The following is a 13,750-nucleotide window of genomic DNA, read 5'->3' on the forward strand; positions in this document are numbered from 1 at the left end:
GGTCAGCGCCACGCCCGGGCAAAACGACAAGCATCGCCAAACAGACCTGTCCATGACCGCGCCTTGACAAACGATTTCAGGGTCGCCTTCTCCTTCTCAGCCTTGGGCGTACCATCGACGCGCACAAAGTTTTGCATCGCCTTGGAGATGAGCTGTGGATAGGTGAGAAAGAAGTTTTGTGAGTAGGTATGCATCAGGGGCGGCAAATCCTTGTACTTCTTTAGATCTTTGATGACGAAGGAATCGTCCAGCATCTTCTTGTAGATCGACAGGTTTGTTGCACTCATCGGCTCGCCGCGCGATTTTACCAGACCTATCGCTTCGGCGGCGATGCGGCCGGAAGTCATCGCAAGATTGGAGCCCTCACGATGAATGGCATTGTTGAGTTGGGCCGCATCGCCCACCACGACCCAGCCTTCCCCATAAAGCTGCGGGATCGACTTGTACCCGCCTTCAGGAATGAGATGGGCTGAATACTCCTTGACTTCGGACCCTGCTATGAGGGGCGCCACCGAGGGATGGCTCTTGAATTGATCGAGCAGGCCGTAGGGCGTCTGGCCCGTGCGCTGGAAGTCGGCGACGAGACAACCGATGCCGAGCGAAATGCACTCTTTGTTGGCATAGATGAAACCCATACCGGTCATGCCGCGGGAAATAGTACCGGCCGCCTCGATCACGACGCCTTCATCGCCCTTGAGATTGAAGCGCGCCTCGATAGTCTCGCGAGGCAAGAAGTGCATCTCCTTCACCGCGAGCGCAACGTTATCGGGTGTCGGCCGCGCGCGCAGGCCCGCGCGCGTCCCGAGCAGCCCATTGACCCCCTCGGCCAGCACGACGACATCGGCATGTATTTCGCCGTCGCGGCGATCTGTACGAACACCGACGATCCTTTCGCGCTCGTCCCGGACGAGCTCAGTGACGGTCGTCTCGCACAGCACGGTCGCGCCAGCCTCCCGCACCTTGGAAGAGAACCATTTGTCAAACTGGGCGCGTATAATCGTGTACCGGTTCGGCCGTTCCTCGTTGAAGTCGTCTGAACGGTAATGCATTCCGACATGGGAGCGATCGTCCATCATCCAGAACCGCTGCTCAATCAGATGACGCTCGAGCGGCGCCTCCTCTCGAAACTCCGGCACCAGCTTTTCCATCATATCGGCATAGAGGATGGCGCCCTGCACATTCTTCGATCCTGGATATTCGCCCCGCTCGAGCTGCAGCACTTTCATGCCGCCTTTGGCCATGGTCAATGCCGCCGCGTTGCCGGCCATACCCGCTCCGACCACGATCGCATCGAATCTCTCGTCAATCATCATCATCTCCTCTAGACCGCGATCCGGGCGCGCGAACTCGGCAAAAGCCGGGCGCGAAATGCGGCCGTCAGCGCCGGTAGCAATTGGATGGCGTCACTGACGATCGCGAGATGGGCGAAGTCGAAGATCGGAGCGTTCTTGTCAGTGTTGACGGCGACGATCAGATCCGCACCCTCCACGCCAACCCGGTGCTGGATCGCGCCGGAAATGCCCGCGGCAATATAGAGCTTGGGCCGGATGGTTTTGCCCGTCTGGCCGATTTGCCGGTCAGACGTAACCCATCCTTTTTGTACCAGAGGGCGCGAGCAGCCATATTCAGCGCCAAGCAGAGTTGCGAGCTCGCGCACCAACCGAAAGTTCTCAGGCGATCCAAGTCCCAGGCCACCGGCGACCACGACATCGGCATAGGCCAGATTGGAGGTTTCTGCATCACGGTCGGGTAGGAACGATAATACTTTTGTAACAATGTCATCTTCAAGAAGGCCGAGCGGATGGACGATGATACGAGCGGCATCGCGTACGACGCGCTCAGGCATCGGCATGACCCGCGGGCGGACGGTTGCCATTTGCGGACGATAATTCAAGGTATAGATCGTGCAGAGCAGCGAGCCGCCAAAGGTCGGACGCGTCGCCGCAAGCGAACCATCGGCGTCGACGTCCAGCGCGGTGCAGTCGGCAGTGAGCCCCGTCGACAGGGTCGTCGCCACGGAACCTGCGAGATCGCGACCGAGCGTCGTCGCCCCCAACAGTAGGATCTCGGGCTTGTAGGTGTTGACGAGTTCGGTTAGCGCTTTGGTGTAGGATTCGTTGCGGTAATCCGACAAAACATTGTCGCTCACGAGATAGGCCAGATCGGCGCCATAACAAAATGCGTCAAGCGCGGCGTTACGTGTGTGCTGCCCCTCCGGGCCGATAACGACGGCGGCAAGATTCACCTTTAGCCTATCGGCAAGCCTGCGCCCGGCACCCATGAGCTCCCAGGAAACCGGATGAACCTGGCTGCGCTCCAGCTCGACGAAGACCCAGACGTGCTTGTACGCCTTGAAGTGCTCCGGCAGTTCTTTTTTGGCTGCTGCGCGGCCGGACGCCGCCGGCATAGCCGTTCTAGTGACATTGCTCATACTCTAGATTCCCCTGAAAGATAGGCGCGCCCGCGCACAGGTTGCTTTTTGGCTTCGTCAGCTGAAGATCACTTTTGGTCGGCAAGGAGCCGGCTGCTCGGCCCCGAATGCTTGGTAGGAGGCCTCACAACAAGACGCGTCATCGCGATAGACGTACTGGTCCGGCCGGATTTGGCGAGGTCTTCCACTCTGAACACTTGCGCACTCTGAACACTTGCGCGCCGCGTTCGACGAACGGCACCTCGGCGGCCAGGGTGCCGCGGTGATTCTGACCGTTCGTTTCCATGCCTGATTCGGCAAGTCCGTTCGCTGCGCAATACCTGCGCCTCACTTTTGGCCCAGCGGCTCCACATTGACTGTGACGACGAGGGCGATTCAGGCAACGCACCTGTCACGCAATTCATGCCGAGCCTCCGGCGCGGATAGCCCGTATAGGCCGACGTTGGCCCTCTTCCTGACGCACGTTGCTATCCGCCATGAGATAGAAACAAATCTGAGCGGAACCGGGAGCCGATTTGATGCGGACTTCGCTGTGCATACCCTCTCCAGGTGTAGCGCGAACGGGCGACTTATCCATTGACCACCATCTCACGGTCCATACGGAGCCTCGATCGCATCAAAGACCGTTTCGAACGGACCCGGCGAGATCGTAGGCCACGAATGATGACGCAGGGCTCGGCAGGCACGAAAAGCAGCATCATGGGTCTTCCTTCAACCTCATCTCGGACGACTACGATCTGTCGGCATCGATGATCGGATCGGCAGGACAACAGCAAGTGTCGTACCAGTTGCAAAAACCATTGAAAGTCAGTCGAAAGTGATGGTTTGGCAGACACTTGAAATACGCTGATACCGTAGACACGACCAGTTCAGACATGGGTCGGGAATACGACAGCCGCCGCTCGGCGGGATGGCTGCAGAGAGTTGACCCGGACAAGGACGAAGGCCGCACATCGGGTTGCCACGTCGCCCCGTCGGGCACACCTTGCTTGCAGTGGAACGCTAGCTCACTTCAGCTCACTCAACGGGACAAAGGCCGCCGCCTTCTTAGGGTCTGCGACGGCATCCTTCAAAACCTTGAACACTCGTTGGTCGATCGGTGACGATGCCACGAAATCGGCATAGGCCTGCTCCAGCATCGCCTTGCACCGAGCTCTGATTTCCGGCTCTGCGGCACCGACAAATTGCTCTTTTGCAAGATATTGTCCCATACGCTTTAAGATGTGAAGGCGCGCGACATTCACGATTTTAGCGTCGTAATCGACGCCAAGCAGCGAAAAAAAATCCTCTGCCGACGAGGCCTTGCTGAGCCGATCCAGGATACCGGCTGCCGGGGGTGAGTTGATCATCGAAAATCCTCCTTCGGATTAGCTCTGGACGTTTAACGAGATGGGGCAGCTTCTGTTGACTGCTGCCGTCCTGCCTCGCACTGCTGTCCGCATCGGCAAAGCCTGACTCCCGAAAGCGGTGCCCTCTCAACTTCGCTGCTCCAGATCGGCAGGTCCGCCGGTGACGGCGTCAGTTCCTTTGAAGATCCGGGATGAACGCCCAACCACGATCGAGGTTGACGCTCGTCAGGACGGTCGCGTGGCCGGAATTCAGCCGCGCGAAACGACGCCGATTGGCAATCGGTGGGACAGCTCGCCATTGGGTAGGAGATCACAGCATGTATGGTGGAACGGCAAGTAAGATCTGGAGGTGAGATCGCGCGAGGGGATCTGACATTGCGAAAGCTGGACGCAAGTTCGCGCCCACCAGCGCTATAGGACACCGTCCTTTCGGCGCGTCGGTTTGCGCATGGTCGACGCAAATGCTGTTGGACACGGCTTTTCACGCGGGGTGGGTTGCCAGACATCCGCACACGTCGCGCCAGATCGCCGCTACGGTTTCGTGCTCGACCGGGCGCTTGTGCTCGGTGGCATATTTGCGGACTTGCGACAGAATCTGTCTGGCTTGATCGGCGCTGGCGACGAGCTGCAGTTCATCGAGTAACGCGGTGATCGCCCGAAGTCCGGAATGCTTGCCGATCACAAACCGGTGGCACCGGCCAAGCGAAACGGGATCAAGCGATTGATAGGTGCGTTGATCCTTCAAAAGGCCATCGACATGAATGCCGGATTCATGCGTAAATACATGCTCTCCGACGATGGCCTTGTTCATAGGAATCGCACGTGCGGCCGCGGCTGCTACCACCGCGGCGACGTTCTCGAGCTCCGGGAGTATGATGCCGGTCTCGCGCCCGTAGAGCTGCTTGAGTGCGACCGCGATTTCCTCGAGCGGGGCATTTCCGGCCCGCTCGCCCAGCCCGATGACGGTCACTGAGGCGTGGCTCACGCCAGCCTTGATAGCGGACAGGGTGTTGGCGGTTGCGAGTCCGAGATCATCGTGACCGTGAAATTCGAGTTCGAGATCGGTGGTCGCACGCAAATCCCTGACCAGCGCGTAGGTTGCGTCGGGATCGAGCACACTGAGCGTATCTGCAATACGAAAGCGACGCGCGCCCGCGGCTTTTGCCGTTTCCATCAGTCTGACGAGAAAATCGATGTCGGCGCGGGAGGAGTCCTCACCACCCACGGCGACGTCAAGTCCGCGCGCACAGGCATAGCCTACCACTCGCTTGACCCGTTCCAGCGCCAGATCGGGATGACCACCTAGCTTGGCCGCGATCTGGACATCGGAGGTCGGGGTCGAGATATTGATCATGGACACCTTTGCTTCGATCGCCGCGTCGACATCCGATTCCCGCATCCGGCACCAGCCTATGGTGGTCAGCGGAAGATCTGCTTCGACAATGGCCCGAATGGCGGCAATTTCCTCGTTGCCCATCGCCGGCGTTCCCGCCTCGATCTCCGTGACTCCGGCCCGCGCCAGCGCCTGCGCGATCGCCAGCTTTTCCTCTGTGGTGAACGCAACGCCAGGTGCCTGCTCGCCGTCGCGTAATGTCGTGTCGTTGAGCACGGTGGGCTTGGCGCGCACCTGGTCGGACCAAGACGATTTGGCGGCGGTGCTGGCGGCAATCACGCTATAGCTCCTCATTGTTTGACCTACCTAAGCTTCAGCAACCAGCGTGCCAGCCCGTCGACCCAGGCAACCCACGGACGAAGCTAACGCTTCGGTCCTCGCCCCCTCTTCAGCAAATGGATGCAAATGCGACAGGCTTCATGAAGCGGACGCCTTGCCTGCTGCCACGCCGAGTTCGAACGCTAAGGGAAATTGCCGCGCGCCTGGTTACCGAGAATTGTCGCGGAGCACTTGGACCCTGCCGCCACCTTGGACACATGGTCACTCGCTCGCATCGAAACGGCCTCAGCCGCGCCCTCAACCTCCCGCGCGGCTTACCAAACCCGGCAAGGCCTTCTCGGATGACGGGGCGATCGCGGACCCTTGTGGCAGTTCAGATGGCCAGCCGCCGGCAACGACCGGCCCAGCCGTCTGCAACAGAAAATCGCGCCGGCGCTCGGCCATGCGGCTCTCACCGCTTTCTTCGCCGAAGCAGAGGTTGAAGTCGACACATTGCGTACACACGGGTGTTGTGCACATCACGAGGCCTTCATCCTCGCAAAGCATGCGGTAGAAGAAGCGCTTCCAGCGCATATTGTTGACATTGCGCGCGGCGAGGGGCGCGAAATGGCGGCTCAGCAGCCTGGAGAGTTCGGCGCGATTGCGCAAACCGAGAGCTTCCCACAAATGGTCCGGCTCAATGGCGCGTCGCGCAATCATCGCAGCCAGCCACCGGCCGATATCCCCTTCGGTCGAGCGTTGCTTGAGCAAGAGATCGCGCAGCATTGCGATCTCGTCGTCCTCTTCGCACTTGAAAGCCGAGAGCTGCTCCGCGACCTTGATCTCAAGCGGGGGAAAGTGCTGCTCCAGCAAGGCCGCCAGTTCAGGGCCGGACAGGCCGACCTTTTCGGGAAGTGAGCCACCATCCATTGTGGCAGCCGCCAAGATAGACGCCAGGACATGGCAATCGAAATTGCTGTCAATGACAATATCGGCATCTGCAGGAGGCACACCGGTGAGCCGGCGGTAGGTTGCAATTCCCCTGTGCATCTGGCTGTTGGCATCAACGGCACAAGCAGCCATCGACGGAAGGAAGTGCGCTTCGAACATAATTTTGCGAGTTCCACAATGCTAAGGCTTGCGCTGCCGCATCCTGGTTTTGATCAGGGGTCGAACGTCAGAATGCCGGCCTCCGGGGATCGACGGGGGAGACCGGCATCCGTCGCGCGCCTTCACAAGGCCGCGACTCGCGACCTTTACGAGGCCGCGAGTTCGGCGGCGGTCTTGCCGACGATGGATTCGTCCACGGGCTTCATAATGCCATGCTCCATCAGCATGTCCTCGAGCTCGTCCATGGAAATCGGGGTCGGGATGATGCCTTTGCCGCCATTGTTGTGAACCTTGGTTGCAAGATTGCGATAGTGATCGGCCTGCTTGGAATCCGGTGCATATTCCAGCACCGTCATGCGGCGTAACTCGGCATGCTGCACCACGTTGTCGCGCGGCACGAAGTAGATCAGCTGAGTGCCTAGCTTCTTGGCCAACGCTTCAGCCAGCTCCAGCTCCTTGTCGGTCTGCCGCTCATTGCAGATCAGACCGCCCAGCCGCACGCCGCCAGAGTTTGCGTATTTCAGGATGCCCTTGGAAATGTTGTTCGCGGCATACATCGCCATCATTTCACCGGACATCACGATATAGATTTCCTGCGCCTTGTTCTCGCGGATCGGCATCGCAAAGCCACCGCAAACGACGTCGCCGAGCACGTCGTATGAGACATAGTCAATGTTTTCGTAGGCGCCGTTCTCCTCCAGGAAATTGATCGAAGTAATGACGCCGCGGCCGGCGCAGCCGACACCCGGCTCGGGACCACCGGACTCCACGCAGCGAATGTCCTTGTAGCCGACCTTCATGACGTCCTCGAGCTCGAGGTCCTCCACGCTGCCTGCGCTCGCTGCCAGGCTCAAAATCGTGTCTTGCGCCTTGGCGTGCAGAATCAGGCGCGTCGAGTCCGCTTTCGGATCGCACCCTACAATCAGGATTTTCTGACCCATCTCGGCCAGCGCCGCCAGCGTGTTCTGCGAGGTAGTCGACTTGCCGATGCCGCCCTTCCCGTAGAACGCGATTTGCCTCAGTGAAGACATGTTGCTCTCCATCAACCGATTTGCCAAAAGTTGCGTGCTTCTTGCGCGCGAGCTTGTTTCTCTCTCAGAAACGGGGGCACACAGGTTCAAGGGAAGGAGCGCACGCTCGTTTTACGCGTCGGCGTGCACTCAGCCCTCACTCAGTGTTGCTGCCGCTTAGTAGCAACAGCCGTGCCAACGCTTGACTGCGCTCCTTAAGCTCCTGATTACGTTTCTGAAAACCACCTACCCGGTGAGTAAGGCCTTGGCTGTTTTGGCTCTAACAGGTTCTGCGCGGCTGTTAGAAAACTAACAACGACCACAACCATCAACGCGAAAAGCCGATTTGTCGCGACCTGTTCCGATGCCTTCAGGCGTGGAATGGAACTTGCTCCGATTTGAGGACGCTGAATATGCCGGCCGGGTTGGAAAGCTGGCGCATCGGCGGCAAGTGTTGCATACCGGTACGGCGCTTGCTGACATTGGAGATGATCGCCAATCAGCTCGGATGACGCCGAACGCAGAAGCTTCATGCCGATCGTTCAGCTCAGCTCGCCTACATAGCTATCTCCTGGCGACAATCATCTTTTATCAGAAAACCGGTTGCGCCACTAACCCGCGTCAGATTCAAGCGCTGAAATCCGCTGGCCAGACGCGATCGCTCGAGACATCTTGAAGCAGCTATGAAATGCGGAGGATTTGCGCGGCTTCTTCGGCAACATGCCCGTTGACTCCTGGTTCAGCCGGGCTGCGCCCCGTATCAAGTCAGGCAAAGTCAATCCCGATACTATCGAGCCAGCGAGCGCACTCGCCTTGATGGTGGGCGATCCGCTCCTGATACGACGAGCGCTGATCGATGTAGACGGAGCACGATGTGCTGGACTCCATCATGAACCCATGCTGTCCCTTGGCCGCACGTCGCAAGATGACATCGACGGATGCTTGCACGAAGCAAACCGCACGCATTGTCCGCAGACGTCAGACAACAGCAGAGCGTACCCCCAGCCCATGAAACGAGGCAAAGATGACGTTCCACCTTCCGGCTTCCTTCACGGGCAATAGGCGACGGGGCCTTCGCTGAGACGGCCTGCGCGAGTGGCTGCTCCGTAACACGGGTGTCGCGTATACTACGTTCGAATGCCGCTCTTCTCACCTTTGCAGTGTGGGAGAGGCGCAGTTGTGCGTCTTTATGCACATGAACGGCGTGGGTTGGATCAGAGCAGCGATGGGAGACGTGGCTTCTTGAAGAGATCTGACTCTCTTGAATTGAATAACGATAAGAACAGACCATCACGCTTCGCGGCCGTGATCCTTAAGCAACTTAGAAGTAATTGCGCTATGGCCGCTCCAATTTTGATCGGCGTCAAATCCTTCGCCACCCGCCATGTGTGACAGAGATCTCGCGCGGCTCTTCGCGCGGACTTTGGAATGGAGAATTCGATGAGAAGAAGGACAGTTCTGACGATGGCATCGCTGCTCGCGCCAGCGACCTCGTTGGCCAGCATCCCGGTACAGGCTGCGGATCTGGGTCGGGCGCCGATCTACTATAAAGCGCCTCCGATTGAACCTTGTAACCCATGGATGATCCGCCTGCGCGTGCTTGGCGTTTTGCCAGATACCGCGGGCAGCTCGGTCAGCGTCCCCGGCGCGCCCTCGCTGTCCTCACCAACTTCTGGGCTATCAATCAGCGATCAAGCCATACCTGAGCTCGACATCACCTATTTCTTCACAAAAAACGTTGCCGCCGAACTCATTCTCGGCGTGACCAGCCACCACATCAGCGGCAATGGCTCGCTCACTGGCCTCGATATCGGCAAAGCCTGGCTGTTGCCGCCAACACTGACTCTGCAATATCACTTCACCGATTTCGGCGCGCTCAAGCCCTATATCGGCGCGGGCATCAACTACACCGCATTCTTCAACCAATCGGCAGCCAATACGTCGCTCGCCGGTCTTGCCGTGACAGATTTGCGCATCAGCAACCAATTCGGCGCGGCGGTCCAATTCGGCTTCGATTACATGCTTAATCGTCACTGGGGCCTCAACTTTGACGTGAAGAAGCTATGGCTGCGGCCAGAGTACTCCGCGACCGTAAACAATGCGATTGCCGTCACCGGGCGCGCCAACATCGACCCATGGCTCGTCAGCGGCGGCGTCGCTTACAAGTTCTAACGCTAGAACAGGATCGGATAGGGGCGTCCGTTTGATCAACCCGGACGCGACGAGCTCATCGAGCGCGTCCGCTTACCTTACCGCAGTGCAAGCAGAGCGAGATGACGCGTCAGGGACGCGTTATCTCGCGAGACGCGGGAAGCCATTCGCAGGACGGCTCACGCTGTGAGCTACGGATCGTGCGGTATGGAGTGACCGTACCGAACAGATCGGCCCAGCATATGTTCATATTCTTACTGGTCGCGCGTTGCAAAGGCGCCATTTGCCGGTTGGGGCGGAGAAGAACGGCGGCACGCGGCGGCAACTTCAAAGACTTTGCTGTTCTCACCTCGGAAGCGTGATGGCTACGCTCAACCCTCAGACGACCTGAGTTCCGAGCGGCCAGCTCATCGCCTGACAAGCCGTCGATACTTGTCCCCGGCAAGGTGGCCGCTGATCGAAGCCTCTATCTTCGCTTTAGCACGATCACAAGGCGGTCGACACGTTTGCCCTGCTTGAGGTGGGAGTTTACGATTTCGTCAACATCCTCAGGCGTGGTCGCGCGGTACCACACTCCATCGGGATAGACGACCATCAAGGGGCCAGAGTTACAAAAGCCAAGGCAGCCTGCCATCGTGAAGCCAATATCGCTGAGGCCTTGCGCTTCAATCGCATTGGCCATCCGATCCCATAGGGCTTGCGCGCCGGAGGCGCCACAGCTGCCGTGCGGATGAGTTGGCGGACGCTGCGTGTTGCAGGCAAAGACATGATGCCTATAAAGTTGAGGAAGCTCGAATTCGGTTTCTGAGTTCATGCGCTTGCCAATCCTGAATCAAAGGACTTCATCTGAAAAGGTCCCAGGTGCGAGCCCATCGCCCCCACATTCTTGACGCCGCATCGACCAATCGATGCTAACATTCCAGCTCGCGCCTGCGAAAGCAGGCGAAATGAGTGGGCGCCATCGTGATTGTCCTCGCTAAAGACCAACCTCTTCTGCCCTCATCGCGATCTTTCTGCTCACGCATCACTGTCACCATTCAACTTCTCCAAAGCAAATTGTGCACCAGATGCGTAACGTTCGTTTCTGCAACGATCCCGTGCTTTGTGCCATCCACAATTAATGCGAAGGTTGCGACAATGCCGTTCGCTTTTGTTTCGGACACGACAAACCTCGCATAGCGTTTGACTTCCCGCTTCAACGCGAGCCCACAGCATTCTTTTCGCGCCCTGAGGCTGGACGCCGCGTTCCGCCGCTGCCCATCTATCGTTTGCTCAACAGGTAGCGCCTGTCGCCAGATCCCAACGAGGCAGGGATGATCGCCGAGCCACCTTTGACGCTGCAGACCAAGCCGGTCGCAATCCCCCTTCGGCTGCAACCTCAAACGGCAACACAGCGGTCCCCAGATTGGGACCACGCTTCGCAGGACACGCGTCAAGACGCGCTTGCAGCAGCAGTTGCGGAACAACGCGCACGTGCCCATGAATGCATTTGCTCTTAACGGCCCTAACTGACGTTGGTGGCGCCATTGCTCAGAGCGTCGCGCGAACCGGGGTTTGGCATGGCAGTTGCTCAGGCAGTAACGCCGGCTGCACCGGCCGGCGTTCTGACACAGGATCGTCATTCCCCCTCCCCAAACGATCCTGTCAGTCTGGGCCCTGCCATTCTCCAAGCCCGGACGATGCCCTCGGCGAACTTCCAGCCGCCGGGGGCATTTCCCGCTCAAACATATCGCCGGCGGTAGGAAGCATGTCCCGCCAGCCGGCTCGATTTGACGAGCCAGCGCAAGAGCAGCTTGTTGGTGCTGGGGAGGTCGCGGAGTGCAAGCTCGCAGTCCGACGAGGTGCCCATTTTGTCGCACAAGTCGAAAGCCGTGACCCGCATCTGCCAACGCTCACGAGTACGATGGCCTCATCCGACAGCAAAGCGCCTCAGGCAGCTTAAACACAACAAAGCTCCAGGCCAATTAGTCCGGATGGATCGTGATATCCATGGTTTCGTCGCTCTCCTCGAAGGGGTTGGTAAACCGATCGTCCTCCAGCAGCTTGACGCCGCACAGGCAGACGTCACCTTCGATCACGGCGAGCGCGACCGGCTCAAGGCATTGTCCATCGCAGGGGCCGTCGATGCACATCCCAGTGTCGATCTCAAATCTTGCACCGTGCCGGCCGCATCTGAGAAAAGAGCAATCCGCCGAAAAAAACGCACCGGAGCCGATGTTTAGCCAGACGCTCTCATGCGGACAACGATTGATATAGCCAAAATAGTCGTCGCCGAAGGTGCGCACCACAATAATTGGAAACGGCCGGCTCTCGCCCCCATCATCGATCCGTGACAGGCTAAAGCCCATGGCCCCACTCCGCTGGATGGCATCAGCCGGACAGACGACAAAAACGTCGATGTGATCGCTCATCAGGTTGCCGATGATTGGTTCGCTCATCCCGGCCTCGCAGTTTCCTGCTTGAAGGCTTCAATCGCAGTCCGGCTCAGCTGAAAAATCCCACGGCCACGAGCGAGCGGCCGAAAAGCCGAGCCGGCATGGGCGTTGAGGACATCAAACCACTGGTTCGGCGTGAGCTTCGCCGGACGCTCGCTGATTTGGATCACCCTCCCATTGGGAGCGAAGCGGACGTGGATGATGACTTCTTGCGAGTTCATAGCGATCCTCTGTTTTGCTAACTCTAAAGATCTTGAGCGGACACCCAGAATCCGTGATGCGCTTGGTTTCGGGCACCTTGGCGCACGAGCCTCAAGCCGACGCGGCGCCATCTCTACTATCGAGCAGGTGTTCTTCGCGTTCATTGGACCATTTCGCTTGCGGTCCTAAGACGAGTGCATGCCTGCAGCGGCATTCGGCACGCTCCCGCCATGTGAATCAGGATGTGTCCGACAACACCGCTACAGCGACGTATCCTCGGTCCGTTTGCTCATCTCTGGCGAGGAGAAACACCACGCTCATCGCAATTCACTCCTCGTTGTTCCGTGTCGTGGATGACGAGCATCTCAGCGACTCGCTGCACCCGCTCCCACGTTGATCGACGCATCTTCCATGGTCTCGACGGTACACTGGATCTGCTTGTTCGTGAGATGGGTGTGAAAACGGAAGCGCCAGAGCACGGTCTGCTGTTTTTTTCCGCAACCAGGAGATCGCCACGCCGATAGGCGACGTCAAAGTAGTGGCGTTGCAAGTGCAGCGGTTGGCTATAGGCGGTGGATTCAATCCGTGCGCCGCGCAGATCATCGATGATGGCGTCGCGCCCTGATCGTGTGAAGCGGGTCCCCAGATAAACGAGATAAACCAGCCAGTTCACCTCGGTCACATCGGGGCCAACATAAGGCGGCTTGATGCCCTCAAAGGATTGCATACGCGTATTATAAAGCTGTTCGAGTTGAGGACGCCGCTTTAGGATTTCATCGAGACGCTTGAGCTGCGCTAGGCGCAAGGCACGAAAGGAGTAGAGCGAGGCGATAACCGCGTGCCCTCGAGCCAGTGCCGAGCGCCCTCAACTGCAAGGAGGGGCCCGATGGTACCACTCGAGACCGCAACGCATATTTGCGGCCAAGATAGGCGGCGAAAGCGTGCTCAAACGCCCCAACGATCCGCCCGCTGGAGAATTGCTGCGAACACAGCAGCGTTTCCATGGCAGAGAGCTCGGCGGAAGTGATATCGGGATCGGACGGTGGAATGAATGATGTATTCTCCTCCACAGTGTGCGCGCTATCAAACCTATACTCTGCTAGCTCAGTGCTCACCGCCCACATTCCTTTTTGGCCAACACAATGCCGGTCGCCCGCGTCGGATCGGCTGTAATCTGCACGCAGTGATCCGATCCATCGACCAGATGAAGGTCGAAACGCGGAAACTGCCGAAACGGCGGATCCGCCACATCCGAGGCATCACAGCGCACCCAAGCAAGCTGCGGAAAGCGGCGCCGCAGCTCGACAAACGGACCCGTCTCGCCGCCATCGGCTGCAAGCAGCCGCTCGATTTCGATCAATTCCTCCGTGGTAAGCGCCATCGTGGCTCCTCTATGACTCGTCAAAGGCGGT

The 13,750-nt window shown here is 58.7% G+C and carries 12 protein-coding genes; 1 reads left to right on the plus strand and 11 read right to left on the minus strand.

Features of this window, described 5'->3' with window-relative positions; all coding sequences use genetic code 11:
• Positions 1 to 2: 2 nt before the first annotated feature.
• The 6 genes from BM374_RS33560 to nifH all read right to left on the minus strand — a co-directional run bounded on the left by BM374_RS33560 (position 3) and on the right by nifH (position 7,572).
• Positions 3 to 1,310, minus strand: coding sequence for an FAD-dependent oxidoreductase (locus tag BM374_RS33560; protein WP_092302741.1), 1,308 nt, complete (start codon positions 1,308 to 1,310; stop codon positions 3 to 5).
• 11 nt (positions 1,311 to 1,321) lie between these two features.
• Positions 1,322 to 2,431 carry an electron transfer flavoprotein subunit alpha/FixB family protein gene (locus BM374_RS33565; protein ID WP_092302657.1) on the minus strand — a complete coding sequence of 370 codons (1,110 nt, stop codon included), beginning with the start codon at positions 2,429 to 2,431 and terminating at the stop codon, positions 1,322 to 1,324.
• A gap of 1,007 nt (positions 2,432 to 3,438) precedes the next feature.
• On the minus strand, positions 3,439 to 3,780 hold the full coding sequence (gene nifW / locus BM374_RS33575) for a nitrogenase stabilizing/protective protein NifW (protein WP_092302658.1): 342 nt from the start codon (positions 3,778 to 3,780) through the stop codon (positions 3,439 to 3,441).
• Positions 3,781 to 4,261: 481 nt separating this feature from the next.
• Complete coding sequence (gene nifV, locus BM374_RS33580; protein WP_092302743.1) at positions 4,262 to 5,449, minus strand: homocitrate synthase; 1,188 nt, start codon at positions 5,447 to 5,449, stop codon at positions 4,262 to 4,264.
• Positions 5,450 to 5,749: 300 nt separating this feature from the next.
• On the minus strand, positions 5,750 to 6,541 hold the full coding sequence (locus tag BM374_RS33585) for a nitrogen fixation protein NifQ (protein ID WP_092302660.1): 792 nt from the start codon (positions 6,539 to 6,541) through the stop codon (positions 5,750 to 5,752).
• 146 nt (positions 6,542 to 6,687) lie between these two features.
• A complete protein-coding gene (gene nifH / locus BM374_RS33590; RefSeq protein WP_026202218.1) occupies positions 6,688 to 7,572 on the minus strand; it encodes a nitrogenase iron protein in 885 nt (294 codons plus the stop codon).
• A gap of 1,443 nt (positions 7,573 to 9,015) precedes the next feature.
• Between nifH and BM374_RS33605 the strand changes: the two genes are divergently transcribed.
• Entirely contained in the window at positions 9,016 to 9,723 is a 708-nt protein-coding gene (locus BM374_RS33605; protein ID WP_244552794.1) for an OmpW/AlkL family protein, read from the plus strand.
• 445 nt (positions 9,724 to 10,168) lie between these two features.
• Here BM374_RS33605 and BM374_RS33610 read toward each other — a convergent pair whose 3' ends face one another.
• From BM374_RS33610 to BM374_RS33630, 5 genes are all read right to left on the minus strand, one after another.
• A complete protein-coding gene (locus tag BM374_RS33610) occupies positions 10,169 to 10,516 on the minus strand; it encodes a (2Fe-2S) ferredoxin domain-containing protein (protein WP_092302666.1) in 348 nt (115 codons plus the stop codon).
• A 1,150-nt stretch (positions 10,517 to 11,666) separates the two neighbouring features.
• Positions 11,667 to 12,140, minus strand: a complete 474-nt coding sequence (locus BM374_RS33615) for a Rieske (2Fe-2S) protein (RefSeq protein WP_092302667.1) — start codon at positions 12,138 to 12,140, stop codon at positions 11,667 to 11,669.
• Between the two features lie 487 nt (positions 12,141 to 12,627).
• Positions 12,628 to 13,143: a DegT/DnrJ/EryC1/StrS family aminotransferase gene (locus BM374_RS33625; protein WP_502689480.1), complete on the minus strand. Its 516-nt coding sequence runs from the start codon at positions 13,141 to 13,143 to the stop codon at positions 12,628 to 12,630.
• Positions 13,112 to 13,462, minus strand: a complete 351-nt coding sequence (locus tag BM374_RS40355) for a DegT/DnrJ/EryC1/StrS family aminotransferase (protein ID WP_502689481.1) — start codon at positions 13,460 to 13,462, stop codon at positions 13,112 to 13,114. The genes BM374_RS33625 and BM374_RS40355 overlap by 32 nt, the downstream gene beginning before the upstream one ends.
• Positions 13,450 to 13,719, minus strand: coding sequence for a DUF6129 family protein (locus BM374_RS33630; protein ID WP_092302670.1), 270 nt, complete (start codon positions 13,717 to 13,719; stop codon positions 13,450 to 13,452). Before BM374_RS33630 ends, BM374_RS40355 begins: the two co-directional genes overlap by 13 nt.
• Between the last annotated feature and the right edge of the window lie 31 nt (positions 13,720 to 13,750).

Source organism: Bradyrhizobium sp. Ghvi (assembly GCF_900115265.1).
In the GTDB taxonomy this organism is placed as follows: Bacteria; Pseudomonadota; Alphaproteobacteria; order Rhizobiales; family Xanthobacteraceae; genus Bradyrhizobium.